The 15631-nt window shown below is 40.1% G+C and carries 16 protein-coding genes; all 16 read right to left on the bottom strand.

What is annotated here, in order from left to right; translation table 11 throughout:
* Positions 1 to 60 precede the first annotated feature (60 nt).
* The 16 genes from mfd to CS060_RS10710 all read right to left on the bottom strand — a co-directional run bounded on the left by mfd (position 61) and on the right by CS060_RS10710 (position 15486).
* Entirely contained in the window at positions 61 to 3573 is a 3513-nt protein-coding gene (mfd, locus tag CS060_RS10635; RefSeq protein WP_099668945.1) for a transcription-repair coupling factor, read from the bottom strand.
* A 57-nt stretch (positions 3574 to 3630) separates the two neighbouring features.
* Positions 3631 to 3861: an anti-sigma-F factor Fin gene (fin, locus tag CS060_RS10640; protein ID WP_035050674.1), complete on the bottom strand. Its 231-nt coding sequence runs from the start codon at positions 3859 to 3861 to the stop codon at positions 3631 to 3633.
* Between the two features lie 66 nt (positions 3862 to 3927).
* Complete coding sequence (gene pth / locus CS060_RS10645; protein ID WP_035050676.1) at positions 3928 to 4491, bottom strand: aminoacyl-tRNA hydrolase; 564 nt, start codon at positions 4489 to 4491, stop codon at positions 3928 to 3930.
* A gap of 57 nt (positions 4492 to 4548) precedes the next feature.
* Complete coding sequence (locus tag CS060_RS10650; protein WP_035050678.1) at positions 4549 to 5175, bottom strand: 50S ribosomal protein L25/general stress protein Ctc; 627 nt, start codon at positions 5173 to 5175, stop codon at positions 4549 to 4551.
* 56 nt (positions 5176 to 5231) lie between these two features.
* Positions 5232 to 6182 carry a ribose-phosphate diphosphokinase gene (locus CS060_RS10655; protein WP_099668946.1) on the bottom strand — a complete coding sequence of 317 codons (951 nt, stop codon included), beginning with the start codon at positions 6180 to 6182 and terminating at the stop codon, positions 5232 to 5234.
* Positions 6183 to 6199: 17 nt separating this feature from the next.
* On the bottom strand, positions 6200 to 7576 hold the full coding sequence (gene glmU / locus CS060_RS10660) for a bifunctional UDP-N-acetylglucosamine diphosphorylase/glucosamine-1-phosphate N-acetyltransferase GlmU (protein ID WP_035050680.1): 1377 nt from the start codon (positions 7574 to 7576) through the stop codon (positions 6200 to 6202).
* Positions 7577 to 7760: 184 nt separating this feature from the next.
* On the bottom strand, positions 7761 to 8051 hold the full coding sequence (gene spoVG, locus CS060_RS10665) for a septation regulator SpoVG (protein ID WP_003398210.1): 291 nt from the start codon (positions 8049 to 8051) through the stop codon (positions 7761 to 7763).
* An 89-nt stretch (positions 8052 to 8140) separates the two neighbouring features.
* Positions 8141 to 8521 carry a RidA family protein gene (locus CS060_RS10670; RefSeq protein WP_035050682.1) on the bottom strand — a complete coding sequence of 127 codons (381 nt, stop codon included), beginning with the start codon at positions 8519 to 8521 and terminating at the stop codon, positions 8141 to 8143.
* Between the two features lie 32 nt (positions 8522 to 8553).
* Positions 8554 to 9378, bottom strand: coding sequence for a pur operon repressor (gene purR / locus CS060_RS10675; protein WP_035050684.1), 825 nt, complete (start codon positions 9376 to 9378; stop codon positions 8554 to 8556).
* 12 nt (positions 9379 to 9390) lie between these two features.
* Positions 9391 to 10257, bottom strand: coding sequence for a 4-(cytidine 5'-diphospho)-2-C-methyl-D-erythritol kinase (ispE, locus tag CS060_RS10680; RefSeq protein ID WP_035050686.1), 867 nt, complete (start codon positions 10255 to 10257; stop codon positions 9391 to 9393).
* Between the two features lie 127 nt (positions 10258 to 10384).
* Positions 10385 to 10654 carry a biofilm formation stimulator Veg gene (gene veg, locus CS060_RS10685; protein ID WP_004888526.1) on the bottom strand — a complete coding sequence of 90 codons (270 nt, stop codon included), beginning with the start codon at positions 10652 to 10654 and terminating at the stop codon, positions 10385 to 10387.
* Positions 10655 to 10855: 201 nt separating this feature from the next.
* Positions 10856 to 11740: a sporulation peptidase YabG gene (gene yabG, locus CS060_RS10690; protein WP_442752120.1), complete on the bottom strand. Its 885-nt coding sequence runs from the start codon at positions 11738 to 11740 to the stop codon at positions 10856 to 10858.
* A gap of 67 nt (positions 11741 to 11807) precedes the next feature.
* Positions 11808 to 12695: a 16S rRNA (adenine(1518)-N(6)/adenine(1519)-N(6))-dimethyltransferase RsmA gene (gene rsmA / locus CS060_RS10695; protein ID WP_099668947.1), complete on the bottom strand. Its 888-nt coding sequence runs from the start codon at positions 12693 to 12695 to the stop codon at positions 11808 to 11810.
* The gene (rnmV, locus tag CS060_RS10700) at positions 12688 to 13260 is read right to left on the bottom strand and encodes a ribonuclease M5 (RefSeq protein WP_035048422.1); all 573 of its coding nucleotides are present in this window, start codon (positions 13258 to 13260) and stop codon (positions 12688 to 12690) included. The genes rsmA and rnmV overlap by 8 nt, the downstream gene beginning before the upstream one ends.
* 60 nt (positions 13261 to 13320) lie before the next feature.
* Entirely contained in the window at positions 13321 to 14514 is a 1194-nt protein-coding gene (locus CS060_RS10705; RefSeq protein WP_099668948.1) for a resuscitation-promoting factor, read from the bottom strand.
* A 204-nt stretch (positions 14515 to 14718) separates the two neighbouring features.
* Entirely contained in the window at positions 14719 to 15486 is a 768-nt protein-coding gene (locus CS060_RS10710) for a TatD family hydrolase (protein WP_035048425.1), read from the bottom strand.
* Positions 15487 to 15631: the final 145 nt, after the last annotated feature.

Here is a 15631-nt window from a genome sequence, read left to right on the forward strand (position 1 = left end):
GAAAATCCCCCATCTTCATCATTGCCACTTATTTATAAACAATAAACATGAAACAATCAATTATTTTTTAGCATATTTTAACCCTTTTAGCAACTCATAAATGATCATTAACCATTGTTGCGGTTTCATTCCTTTTGCATGAACGACAATTTTGAAGCAATCTCCATCCATGCCGAAACCAACATTTCTGCCATACGGTTCACCGAGCTTAAACAATTGACTAACATCAATTTGCTTTGTCATTTCTTGTGAAAATAAAATTGTAATTTCTTGCTTCGTCTGTTTAATGGACTGAATGAGATGCTGTTTGGCATATATTTTTATTTCGGCAATTTGGAATAAATAAGCCACTTCGTCTGGATAATCACCGAAGCGATCCAACATTTCTTCTCGCAATTGCTCCAGTTCTTCTAACGAATCAAGTCCACGGAATCGCTTATACATCTCAATTTTTTGTTGTTCATTTGTAATGTAGTGCTCTGGGATATACGCATCAATTTCTAAATCAATCTCCACTTCAAACGGTTTTTCTTGCTTCGTTCCTCGTCGTTCCTCAATCGCTTCTTTCAACATTTGAGAATAAAGCTCAAAACCAACGGAATCAATAAACCCGTGTTGCTGCGCCCCTAATAAGTTCCCAGCTCCACGAATAGACAAATCACGCATCGCAATTTTAAATCCTGATCCAAGCTCTGTAAATTCCTTAATTGCTTGTAATCGTTTTTCTGCTACTTCATTTAACACCTTATCTTTTCGATACGTAAAATACGCATATGCAATGCGGTTAGAACGTCCCACACGCCCTCGCAATTGATATAGTTGTGAAAGCCCCATTTTATCTGCATCATAAACGATTAACGTATTCACATTTGGAATGTCAACACCTGTTTCGATGATCGTCGTGCTCACTAACACATCATACTGACCTTCTAAAAACGCAAGCATGACTGCCTCTAATTCATGTTCGGACATTCTTCCGTGTGCATATGTCACGCGAGCATCAGGCACGAGCGCCGAAATTTCTTCTGCCTTTCGATCAATATCTTCAACGCGATTATAAAGAAAAAACACTTGTCCTCCGCGCGCCATTTCGCGTTCAATCGCCTCTCGCACAATGATTGGACTGTATTCCATCACATACGTTTGTACAGGGAAACGATTTTCCGGAGGTGTTTCGATGACGGACAGATCGCGGACACCGATAAGCGACATATGTAACGTGCGCGGAATCGGTGTAGCGGTTAACGTTAATACATCGATATTTGTTTTTAGTTGTTTAATTCTTTCCTTATGGGCAACACCGAACCGTTGCTCCTCGTCAATAATTAATAAACCTAGATCTTTAAACGATACGTCTTTTGATAAAAGCCGATGTGTTCCAATCACCATATCAATCGTACCGTCTTTTAAGCCTTGGATTGTTTCGGTTTGTTGCTTTTTCGTGCGAAAACGACTCAATAAACCGATGTTAATCGGATATCCTTGGAAACGTTCACGGACCGTTTCATAATGTTGCTGGGCTAAAATGGTCGTTGGAACGAGAAATGCGACTTGTTTTCCGTCCATAATCGCTTTAAATGCAGCACGCAATGCGACTTCTGTTTTTCCATAACCAACATCCCCACATAGCAATCGATCCATCGGCCGTTCGCTTTCCATATCGCGTTTAATTTCACGAATGGAACGAAGCTGATCTTCCGTCTCTTGATATGGGAACGCCGCTTCAAATTCCCTTTGCATCTCGTTATCCGGTGAAAAAGCGTACCCTTTGCTCGCTTCTCGCTCTGCATATAATTTCATCAAGTCCTCGGCAATATCCTGAACAGAAGACTCTACTTTCTTTTTTACTTTCTTCCACTCTGTTCCACCTAATTTATAAATTTTCGGCTCTTTTCCTTCTGAACCGACATATTTTTGGACGAGATCCATTTGATCAACAGGAACGTATAACGTATCATTCCCTTGATATTGAATGTGAATGTAATCTTTATGAATGCCGTTAATTTCTAGCGTTTCGATTCCTAAATATTTTCCGATTCCATGATTGACGTGGACGACATAGTCGCCAACTTTTAAATCTGTATAACTTTTAATTCGTTCCGCATTCGACAATTTTTGGCGTCGCACAGGACGTTTCATTCGCTTTTTAAATAGCTCTTCTTCTGTAATGACAGCGAGTTTTTGCATCGGCAATTCAAAACCTGCAACTAACCCGGATGGAGCAATTTGACATTTACCGTGCAATAATGCATCATCTTTCCCGATTTGGACAGCATCAATCTCATAATCTTCTAACGTTTGTTTCAGTTTTTTCGCTCGCTCTTCATTTCCTGCTAACAAAACGACAGCATAATTCCCTTTTTGCCACCGCTCAATTTCTCCCTTTAACAACTGCATTTGACTATAAAACACTTGCATTTGTTTACAAGATACATTAACAATATTTTGAGGATGTGTATATGGAATATGACGTAAAAATAAAGATAAGTAAATCGTTGATCTCAACCGCTTTTGCAATACTTCTGAGAACGAATGAGAAATCGAGATACTCTGCACAATTTTTCCTTCTTCTAATAAATTCGTATACCATTCTGCCTCTTCTTGCTCTAATTTTTCTGCTACTTCTTGAATGCGACTCATTTCATCAATGACAACAACACCGTGCTCTGGAATATAATCTAGCAAACTTGCAGCTGAAGGATAGAAGAGTGAGAAATATTTATACATTTCTTCGATTGATTTCCCGTTTTTCAACTGCTCTAATTCAAATGACACATGTTCAAATAAACGATTTTTCGTTTTTTCATCATGAATATGTTGCAGCGTATTATGAAATTTCGCCTCTAACCGCTGAATCGCTTCGTCTATATTTTGTTGTTCAACGATCAATTCAGTTGCCGGTCCGATTAACACCTCGTTTATCTCAGCTATTGAACGTTGATCGTCAATGGAGAACGTTCGAATCGACTCGATCTCCACATCAAATAGCTCAATACGATAAGGAAGATCGGCTGTAAGCGGATAAATATCAATAATGCCTCCTCGAACGCTAAATTCCCCGGGAGTCGAAACAGCAGATACACGTTCATATCCCATTGCAACAAATTGCTTCAAACAATGTTCTACATCCATTTGCTCACCGACGCGAAAATGAAGTTGATAACGTTGCCATACATCTTTCGGTGGTAATAATCGTCGAAGCGCAGCTATAGGAGCAATGACAATTCCTTTTTTTCGTTCACACCAATAGTTCAACACCTCTAAGCGTTGCGCCCGTAATTCTGGACTAGCTACAGCTAATTCAGCTGCAATTAATTCATTGACAGGATAAAGAAGAACTTCTTCCTCATCAATTAATTGAATGAGATCGTCATATATTTTTTGCGCTTGAAATAAATTGTGCGTCACAATACATAAAGGGCGCTCAGTATTCTCATATAAAGAAGAAATGAAAACAGAACGAGCAGAGCCGGATAAACCTGTTACAAGCTGCTCCTTTAATCCATTGCGAATCCCTTCTGCAACCGATTGCATGTCCGCATGATTGATAAAATATTGTCGTAACCCTCGCAAAAAATTCCCTCCTCTCCAAACATAAATACAAAAATGCTTTGGGTGCCCCAAAGCCCATCATTGAATAAATTTTTCATATTGATGAAGATCGGGATTCCGATCTAACGCCTCTTGACAATCTTCGCAAATTGCTTTTACACAAATTTCTCCTGTCGGAAGATATTGAATCATATCTAATCTTTCTTCTTCTGTTAGTCGATGAAAGCCCAATTGCTCACTCTCTAGCGCTAGTGCATCAATTGTTCCAATTTTTACGCCACAATGTCGGCAATAATAGTGTAACGCCATGCTTGCTCCTCCTAAATGGTTGTTTTAATCGAATACATTTTGAACCATTTAGTCGGGAATTATTCATTACTTGTTAAATTCGTTCATCACTTGCGCAAACGGAATTTGCAACGATCGTTCACACGCATCAGCAGCTTTTTGAATCGCCTGTTCGATCTGTATTTTTTCTTCCGCCGTCCATCGCCCTAATACGTAGTCACTCACTCTCATTCCATTTTTCGGCCGATCAATGCCGATACGAATGCGCTTAAATTGCTCTGTTTTCAAATGATGAATAATTGATTTCATGCCATTATGACCGCCAGCGCTTCCCTTTGGACGCAAGCGAACCGTTCCGGTTGGCAAATCTAAATCGTCATAAATGACAATCATTTCATCGATATCAATATTATAATAATCCACTAACGGTCGAACACATTCACCCGATAAGTTCATATATGTAAGCGGTTTGCATAATATAACCTTTTCACCTAAAACGATGCCGCTTGCAAATATACCTTGAAACTTTGTTTGGTTAAGCGTGAGCCCCCAGCGACGTGCGAGCTCGTCAATCACTATAAACCCTACATTATGTCTTGTTTGCTCGTATTCTTTCCCTGGATTACCTAAACCAACAAACAGTTTTGCCATTTCTTCTGCTCCTTCTCTCCATACTGCAAAAGACGTAACCAATGATGGCTACGTCCGTCACGGCGTTGTTTCCCGTCCTTCTTCCGATTCTGGTTTTCCCGGCTCTTGTTCTTCACCGCTATGAATTTCTTCCTCTTGTTTCGGTGGCAAAATCGACGCAATCACTTCTGTCGGGTCGTGATTGATTTCATAAGCACCGTTTGTTTGAATATGTGAAACTGTAACAACATCGCTTACTTGCAAATTAGTTATATCGATATCAATGGATGGCGGGATGTTTGACGGTAACGCTCGAATGGATAATTGATGCATCGCCTGTTGCAATACACCTCCATCTTTGACACCGGCTGCTTCACCAATGAGATGGATAGGAACGTGAACAGCTATTTCTGTTTTTGCATCAATAGCTAAAAAGTCAATATGAATAATATCATGACGAATCGGATGTTTTTGCATATCACGAACGATAATGCGAATATAATCGTCATTTAATTTAGCATCTAAAAGACCGCTCCCGCCAACAGCCCGCCATTGCTTCAAAAACTCAGCCGCTTCAACAAAAACCGATTGGCTACTCGTCGTTTTTCCGTACAAAACGGCCGGAATATGACCTTGTTTCCGCATTTGTTTCACATAAGAACGTCGATGATCTGAACGTAATTGAAGTTGTAACAATGAAATCACCTTCCTACTTTAGAATCGCTCATAGCTTCCCCCAAAATAGGAAGGTCTAAACGTCATTAATCGAACAACGCGCTAATCGATTGTTCTTCATGCACACGAATAATTGCTTCACCGATAAGAGGAGCAACAGATAGCTCGACAATTTTATCCGTTTTCTTTTCTTCAGGAATCGCAATTGTATTCGTGACAACAAGCTCTTTAATTTTTGAGTTTTGAATTCGCTCAATCGCTGGCCCTGATAAAACTGGGTGCGTACAACACGCATATACTTCTTTTGCCCCATGCTCAGCTAACGCATTTGCTGCTAAAGTAATCGTACCAGCTGTATCAATAATATCGTCCACTAAAATCGTCGTTTTTCCTTGTACATTCCCAATGATATTCATCACTTCTGCTACATTTGGTTTTGGACGACGTTTGTCAATAATAGCAATCGGCGCTTTTAAACGATCTGCCATTTTTCGTGCGCGCGTCACACCGCCATGGTCTGGAGAAACGATAACGATATCATCAAGTTGCTTTTCTTTAAAGTAATCTGCTAAAATCGGAACTCCCATTAAATGATCGATTGGAATATCAAAAAATCCTTGAATTTGCGGTGCGTGCAAATCAAGCGTAATGACGCGAGAAGCACCAGCTGTTTCTAATAAATTGGCAACTAATTTCGCCGTAATCGGCTCACGAGAACGCGCTTTGCGATCTTGACGAGCATATCCGTAGTACGGCATAACAATGTTAATTGTTTTAGCAGATGCCCGCTTTAAGGCATCAATCATAATAAGCAATTCCATCAAATGTTCATTTACAGGCGCGCTTGTTGATTGAATAACATAAACATCGCATCCCCGAATGCTTTCTTCAATGTTAATTTGAATTTCTCCGTCGCTAAAACGAGAAACGGAACATTTTCCTAGTTCAACACCAATGACTTTTGCGATTTCTTGGGCTAAAATCGGATTCGAATTTAACGAAAATAACTTTAAATTAGAATTCAAATACTGAGACATGGGTAAGTAAACCTCCATTAGGATTTTTTCTTTTCTTGTAGACGTTCAACATAATTTTCTTTATTTGTTTGCCGAGCGCGCGCAATAGCTAAAGCGCGGTTAGGTACATCATCGGTAATAGTTGAGCCAGCCGCTATATACGCTCCGCTTCCTACAACGACAGGGGCAATCAAGTTCGAGTTGCAACCGATAAACGCACCATCTTCAATTTTTGTCACATATTTATTTACCCCATCATAATTTACCGTAATCGTACCACAACCGATATTTACATCAGCACCTACTTCAGCATCTCCGATATAGCTTAAGTGCGATGCTTTACTTCCATTTCCAAACGTCGCTTTTTTAATTTCAACGAAGTTTCCGATTCTCACATCGTCGCCAATTTTAGATAGCGGACGAATGTGGGCAAATGGACCGATCGTTACATCTTTGCCTACTTCGCTGTCATGTACAACAGAATGACGAATCGATGTATTGTCACCAATACGACTATTTTTAATTTCGCTATTCGGTCCGATGATGCAATTTTCACCAATTACCGTATAGCCTTCAATCCATGTCCCAGGATAAATGATCGTATCCTGTCCAATGTGCACATCAGGTGCTATATACGTATGCTCAGGATCAATGATTGTCACACCATTTGCCATATGTTGTCGGTGAATGCGCATACGCATAATTTTTTCTGCTTGAGCAAGGGCAATGCGGTCGTTTACACCTAACGTTTCTTCAAATATTGGCGTTTCGTACGCTGAAATGATTTCGCCTTGTTTTTTCAAAATTTCGATGACATCTGGTAAATAATATTCCCCTTGCGCATTATCGTTCGACACTTTCGTAAGCGCTTCAAATAGCGCACGATTATCAAAACAATACGTTCCTGTATTAATTTCACGAATCATTCGCTCTTCTTCTGTTGCATCTTTATGTTCTACAATTTTTTCGACATGTCCATCTTGATTGCGGACAATGCGACCATATCCAGTTGGATCTTCTGCAAGGGCGGTTAAAATGGTTGCTTTCGCTTTCGTCTGTAAATGATGTTGTAAAAGCGCTTCCATCATTTCTGAGGTGATCAGTGGTGTATCTCCGCAAACAACGAGAGTCACACCATCTTTATCAGCTAAATGAGGTGCTGCTTGCATGACAGCATGTGCTGTCCCAAGCTGTTGTTCTTGAATGACGTACTCACTTTGATTGCCGAGTTGTTCTTTGACTCGTTCTGCTCCAAAACCAACAACGGTAATTAATCGATCGACATGTAACGTAGAAATGGCATCCACTACATGTTGTACCATCGGCTTCCCACAGACAGGGTGTAACACTTTATAAAGCTTTGAACGCATACGCGTCCCCTGTCCAGCCGCTAAAATGATCGCATATCGTTTCATCGTAAGGCCTCCATACCTCTCTTTATCCATATTGAATATATATCAATTATGTATGTATTTCAAGGAAACATTGTCATCTACCAAAAAAATTCATCATTTTCACTATATGTTCTTTACTAATAGGATGAACATTATTTTCATATGAAAAGGACCCTTTTTTAACGAAAGGGTCCTCTGTTATGATTTACGAAGCACCTGCTTCTTCAAGCTCTTTTTCCAACTCACCAGCACGGTGATACTCGGCTAAAACAGCCTCTTGGATTTTCCCGCGGGTTGTTGAGTTAATTGGATGAGCGATGTCACGGAATTCCCCGTCAGGAGTACGCTTGCTTGGCATAGCGACAAACAAGCCGTTATTGCCTTCAATCACACGGATATCATGAACGACAAATTCATGATCCAACGTAATTGAGGCAATCGCTCTCATACGTCCTTCGGTATTCACGCGGCGTAATCTCACGTCAGTCACTTCCATTCTGTTCACCACCTTTTCCCTATATAAGAACTTAAGTGAATTTATTCCACGTCGTTTTTTATTTTCCTGCTAACATAAAAAAATTTTTTTTACGATTGTTTGACAAGCGCAACGACTTCAATTTCAATTAAAGCATCTTTTGGTAAGCGGGCAACTTCAACAGCGGAACGCGCTGGTTTATGATCGCGAAAATATTGTCCATATACTTCATTCATCGCTGCAAAATCATTCATGTCTTTTAAAAACACTGTTGTTTTCACAACTGTTTCTAAAGACGCTCCTGCCGCTTCAAGTACGGCTTGTAAGTTTTTGAATACTTGATGCGTTTGTGCTTGAATGTCTCCTTGTACCATTTCCCCTTCCGGCGTTAAAGCAATTTGCCCAGAGCTGTAAAACATATTGTTAACGATAATACCTTGGGAGTATGGTCCAATCGCTTGTGGAGCTCGATTCGTGTGTACAACTTTCATGTCTCTTCCTCCTGTATGTAAAATCACTTTATTTATTTGACAAAATGAAAGTAGTTTCCTTCTTCTACTGTAATTTGTTTTTCTTTCACATTAACAGATGTGAGTTTCACAAGAGAAACATATTCATCAACGAGTCGTTCTTCTGCTTCTTCCGACTCGACAAGAACACCAATACCAACAACATTTGCGCGAAATTCTGCAAGTAAACTAATCATGCCATTAATCGTTCCGCCCGCTTTCATAAAGTCATCCACAATTAAGACGTTGGCGCCTTCTTTTAAACTCCGCTTCGATAGCACCATCGTTTGAATACGTTTAGATGAACCAGATACGTAGTTGATACTGACCATTGACCCTTCTGTCACTTTACTGTCACGGCGAATAATGACGACAGGTACATTTAAAAAGCTCGCAACAGCATAGGCTAGGGGAATCCCTTTTGTCGCAACTGTCACAACAAAATCAATATGCTCATGTGCAAACGCAGAAGCATATAGACGCCCAATTTGGTTGACGATGCGCGTATCACCGAGCAAATCCGTCATGTACAAATATCCCCCTGGTAATAATCGCTCAGGGTCTGCTAGGCTTGTACATAATTGCTGAATAAACTGTTTTGCTTCCGCTTCCGACATTTTCGGGACATATTGCACTCCCCCAGCCGCTCCAGGAAGCGTACGCAACAAACCGATTCCTTGTTGTTCAAACGTTTGCTTAATAATAGCTAAATCTTCGCTAATTGACGATTTCGCTGATCCGTATCGTTCCGCAAAAAAAGTAAGCGGGACGAGCTGATGTGGATGGTAAAGCAAATAATGCGTCATATCTACAAGCCGACTACTCCGCCTTAATTTCATGTGATAACCTCCTTATTGTTCATGCCTTTCTCCAATTAATCGAACAGCATATACATGTTCACAAAAACCGCGCAGGCCGTTATATACACGTTGTAAACGTGAATCGTGTTGCACAAGACCAAACACAGTCGGTCCACTTCCGCTCATTAATGATACATCTGCGCCAAAACGTTTCATTTGTTCTTTAATTTGCGCCACTTCAGGATGCATGTTTAATGTGACACTTTCTAATACGTTCCCAGCGAGCGCACAAATTTTTTCATAATTTTTCTCTTTAATAGCCTCAACCATGCCATTTACATCTGGATGATGAACGGATTGTAATTGTAAATTTTTGTATACATCCGCTGTTGATACCCCGATTGTGGGCTTAGCTAAAATGACCCAACATGGCGGCGGGGCCGGAATATGCTCAATTTTTTCTCCCCGTCCTCTTGCAACCGCCGTCCCCCCATATACGCAAAACGGAACATCCGATCCGATCTCCGCGCCAATTTCGGCGAGTTCATCTAAACTTAAACCTAGTCCCCAAAGTTTATTTAATCCACGCAACGTTGCTGCTGCATCGCTACTTCCACCTGCAAGACCTGCCGCAACAGGAATATGCTTCGTGATAGAAATCGCTACGCCACGGTGAACACCTAGCTTTTCTTTTAGCAGTTTGGCTGCTTGATATGCTAAATTCCGTTCATCATCTGGCACAAAGCGATTGTGTGAAATAATTTGAATCGTATTACTGTACAAATCCGTTAACTCCACACGATCAGCTAAATCAATCGTCGTCATCACCATATTGACTTCATGGTAACCGTCTGGACGCTTATGTAATACATCGAGAGATAAATTAATTTTCGCTGGTGCTTTCACTAACAACCTCAAACTGTTCACCTACTTTTCCGACTTCAAACTCCTATCGACATTTTACCACAAAAAATAGTGAACAAATACGTGCCTTTTCCATACACATAAAAAAAGAGACCACCGATATTGGTCGCCTCCTTCACCGTCATGAATGTGAGCTGCTCATCGCTACTTGTTCGTCATCTAAAAATGTAAGCTGTACCGTCTCCGTTAACACGTCTGCATAACTATATGATACACGTTCAAAAGCGTTTTCTTCTTGATCGAGTTCAACAACAAATACGGACGGATATGTTTGGGCTAACACGCCGCAACGCTCAATTGTTTTTCGACGCCCACCGTTCGCCTTTAACGTCAATCTTTTACCGAGATTCGAATCCAACACTTTTTTAATTTCCGACAATGTTTTTCCCATCGTATCCACCTCACTATTAAGTAGTATAACAAACGAAATTGAATAAGTCAAAAAATAAGAATTATATCAACAAAAAATATTTTATGTCAATACTTTTGTTTTTATTATGGACAATAATAAAAAAATTATGTACAAAAAGTGTTAAAAAACAAAATGATATTCTTGTCTTCTCACCACAATGGCAAAAAGACAAGAATTATGTTATTTTTTCTCGTCCATCGTCCGAAATGGCATTCCCGTTCGTAAAACGCCTCGCGTTTCGACACCACCAAGACCCTTCTCTCCCGTTAATGTATTTCTTAACACATCCCATACGTTGACACGATCCATAAAAGGGGTAAAGCTAATGCGTGAAACGATATATACAGGATCAAGCGCATGAATATTGACACGCGCAGGAGAGCTTGCAAAATTAGCACCTGCTCGAATAAGCGATTCAAAATGAGATTGACACGCTCCAGCAAAAATCACAAGTTGATCGAGATTTGGAATTTTTTTTCGAGCCTGCTTCACCGTTTGTACAAAATATTTCGAGTGACGATACGCTTTTAAATCATCGACTGCTCCTTTTGACTTCGAATATGCATCATGGCCAGTCACAACTAAAATATCAGGGCGAACCTGTTCAAGTAGTGGGATAACACGATCAGGCATGTCTGTTTCGTGACAATGAACGCCATATACCGGAACCCCAATTCGCTCATACAACTGCATGCACTTTCGTAAATAAAGCGGATCGCCGTCTATATGAAGCACTCTTCCCGGAAGCTGAAAAAAATCCATTTTTACTTCGTATCCACCTGTCGCTTCATATTCGCTTTTTTCTCGTAACAAACGATAATCTTGACGCAACAATTTGTAGCATTCCTCAATATGTTGCTTTTCTTCTTCTTTTCGTCTCTTTTTTTCGCGTTCATCAATCACGACTAAATCGGAAAAAGGAGCATCAGCTACGAGTCGAACATCTTCCCCATATAAGATCGCTTCTTTTTCTCCCCCTTTTTCTTTGATATCAATAACCCGAAACAAAACATCACATTCATACGATTTCCGCGCAACAATGTCCCCAACTTGAATCATATACATCCGCCCTTTCGTTTGTTTTGTTTGTAACATATGCAACGAAAGGATAGAACGTGTAAAAAAAGAGGCATTAAGCCTCTTGATAAAAAATGTGATATAGTTGTTCGCTTAATGTAGCAAACTCAGCAATGGTGAGCGTCTCTCCTCTGCGTTTTGGATCGATATGGGCATTTTCAAGTGCCTTTTCAATTTGTGCTTTTTTCTCCTTGCCGTTTGGCAATTGGCTCATTAAATTGTTTAAAATTGTTTTCCTCCGCTGTCCAAAACTCGCACGAACGACCGTAAAGAAAAACTGTTCATTCGTCACATGAACAGCCGGTTGCTCTCGTTTCAATAAACGAATAACGGCAGAATCGACATTTGGCTTTGGCATAAATACAGTTCGTGGCACATGCATGACCGTTTCCGCGTGCGTATAATATTGAACAGCAATCGTCAAGGAACCGTAGTCTTTCGTTCCAGGCTTTGCCGCCATGCGCTCTGCTACTTCTTTTTGCAACATAACGACCATTCCGCGAATAGGTAAACGATCCGTTAACAACTTCATAATAATCGGTGTCGTGACGTAATATGGCAAGTTGGCAACAACCATAATATCTTCTACATCCGCTAACCGTTCCGATATCACTTGTTGAACATCTGCTTTTAAAATATCTTCATGAATAATCGAAACGTTTGAATATGGGGCAAGCGTATCAGCCAAAATGGGAAGAAGTCGTTGATCGATTTCAAATGCGACCACTTTTTTTGCCCGCCGTGCTAGTTGCTCTGTGAGCGCCCCGATTCCCGGTCCAATTTCAATGACACCTGTCCGTTCAGAAAGTTGAGCAAAATCAACAATACGGTGTAAAATATTCGGCTCAATCAAAAAATTTTGCCCAAGACTTTTTTTGAACGAAAACCCATATTTCTCTAAAATTTCTTTTGTACGAGTCGGTGTAGCAATATCTTTATACATGTTTTTCCTCCTGCATGACTTGCTTCATCGCTTCTATAAATTGTTCTTTTGAAATTTGAAACATTTGTAACCGTTTATGCAGTTGTTTTCCATTTGTATATCCAATTTTTAATAATTGACCTAACCGCTCACGGCGAGCGCGTGCTAATGGGCCACCAATTAACCCTGTATCGACAAGCTGTTGAAATGAGATTTCTTCTTCCGAATCAATCATTTCCTCGTACACGCTCAATAGTGCTGTGCGAATCGCCTCAACAGAAGCATGCTCAACACCGAGACCTTTACCATGTTTTCCTCGCGCTTCTTCACGCGTTAAAAATGCATGCTTGCATCCCGGGACACGTTCAGCAATTGTTTTACGAATTTTTTCACCCGGATAATCAGGATCGGTAAAAATAATTACTCCTCGCTGTTGTTGTGCTAAACGAATGCGTTCGATTGTTTCATCATTAATGGCTGCTCCATTCGTTTCAATCGTATCGGCATCTACCGCACGACGAATCGCTACTGTATCATCGCGCCCTTCAACAACGATAATTTCCTTAATCTTCATAAAACCCTCCATCTCTCATGTGTTCTTCACCCATTATAACGAAAAAAACAGAGGATCGTGAAATCCTCTGTGTTATTTTATAATTTTTATTTTCACACGTTTCGTTCCCCAGCGATATGCAGCTGATTTATCAGGGAAAAATAAGTCGATTTTATATCCCTTTACATTCGCACCTGTATCCGCTGCAATAGCGTATCCGTACCCTTCTACGTATACTTTCGTTCCAAGCGGAATGACACGCCGATCAACAGCAATCACTTTTGCGTTTGGATTTGAACGCAAGTTGACACCCGTTGCCGTTGTTCCAGAACATCCACTACAATATGCTGTATACGCTGTAGCGATCACGTAAAGTTCTTCACCCGCTTCATTACTTCCACGAGAAGCTAACATTTTAGGAGCTGGTTTCGTTCCAATCGCAACAATACGATTTTTGCTTGGCTTAATTGTCTCTGTTTTAATAAGCTTACGCGATACTTCTTTTCCGTTTTCTAAAATAACTTCATATTGCTTAGCGACAAGTCCTTTTTCTCCTTCGCTAAGTACTTTTTGTTTACCTTTTTCTAATTGTGTATCTTTCTTTTTCACAACGATATAATTGACTGGTTCTTCCACTACATCGGTGACTTTTTCAACTCGAACAATGTTTATTTTTGTGTTTGGTTGAATCATTTCATTCAATTTTGGTTGAACGCGATCCATCTCCCGTAATGTAATATGTTGTTTAGCTAAAAAGTCAGCGACCGTAGTCGAAGTAGACCAAACTTGCTGTTGTTTGCCGCCGTCATTTAATGTAATTGGAAATGCTTTACTTATCACAATTTTCATGTTTTCTTGCACTTTTTCATCAACATTCGGTGATACTTGATCGTAATCACGAAGCTCGATTTGTTGAATATGCAATACATCTTTGACAGTTTTAGCCGTTGTTCTTAACTTTTTTTCTACCCCATCAACAATGAGTACAATCGGCTTACTCGCTTCCCATTTGACCGTCAAATGATCAACAATTTTTGCTTGTGGGGAGGGAGAGATAAAATCTTCTTGTTTCAACTTAATGTTTTGTTCTTTCAATAACTCAGCAACTGTATTGGCGTGTGTACGCACTTTCTGCTCTTCTCCGTTCGCATATAACGTAACCGTTTCTTTTGTCCATTCATAACCTGCATATCCCGTCATACTACATAACGCCAAAAATCCTCCCGTAGCTAGCGCAATCTTTTTCTTTGATGCCGATTGCAATAATACTTTTACATACGTAATCAAAATAAAAACGCCTCCTTTTCCGATAGATAACCGTGACGACCCTCCCTTTCTATGAAGCTTATTATCTATTATTCAAAATATTCTTTCATAAGGGAAGAAAGACTTGTCGACAAGCTTATTGTATGCTTGTGAAAAAAGATGTAGAACGATCATGTTTCATCTTTTCTTTAGACAAGTCTTCCGATCAATCGACACGTTTCTCTATCAAATAATGCCGAATAATCGCTTGGCGTTGTCGGACGTTTTTTGAGCAACTTCTTCAAAAGATAACCCTTTTAATTCGGCGATCGCTTCGGCAACATACTTTACATAGCTTGGTTCGTTCCGCTTTCCACGAAACGGATGCGGCGTTAAATACGGACAGTCCGTTTCAATAAGTAGCCGATCAAGCGGAATTTCTTTTGCCACTTCTTTCGGTTTTTTTGCATTCTTAAACGTAACAGGACCACCAAACGAAATATAAAAATTCATATCCATACATTGACGGGCTACTTCTATACTTCCGCTAAAACAATGCATTACGCCTCCGACTTCTCCTGCATTCTCTTCGTGTAAAATATCAACGATATCAGCAGTTGCATCACGATTATGTATAATAATCGGTAGCTTCACTTTTTTCGCTAAACGAATTTGTTTTCGAAACACTTCTTTTTGTACTTCTCTCGGTGATTGGTCCCAATAATAATCCAGTCCCATTTCACCGAGTGCGACGACTTTCGGATGTGCTGCTAAACGTTCAATCATGCTAAGGTCTTCATCAGTCATATGAATCGCATCAACAGGATGCCATCCGACAGCTGCATAAATAAACGGATATTGTTCAACTAACTCCATTGCCCGATCAATTGTTGGGCGGTCAAAGCCGACAACCACAATATGTGACACACCTTCTGCACGTGCTCGTTCAATGACTTGTTCTACATCTTCTTGAAATTGTGTTGCATTTAAATGTGCATGTGTATCAAATAACATATAACCCCTCTTTTCTTCCGATGTTCAGTTTACCACACAAGACTGTTACATAAATCACAGCTATATAACAATTGCATTACAAATTAGAAAATCGAGTAGGAGGAGGTGATTAACCTCCGTCCTCTCACACCACCGTACGTACGGT

The sequence above is a fragment of the Anoxybacillus flavithermus genome (assembly GCF_002742685.1).
GTDB lineage: Bacteria > Bacillota > Bacilli > Bacillales > Anoxybacillaceae > Anoxybacillus > Anoxybacillus flavithermus_E.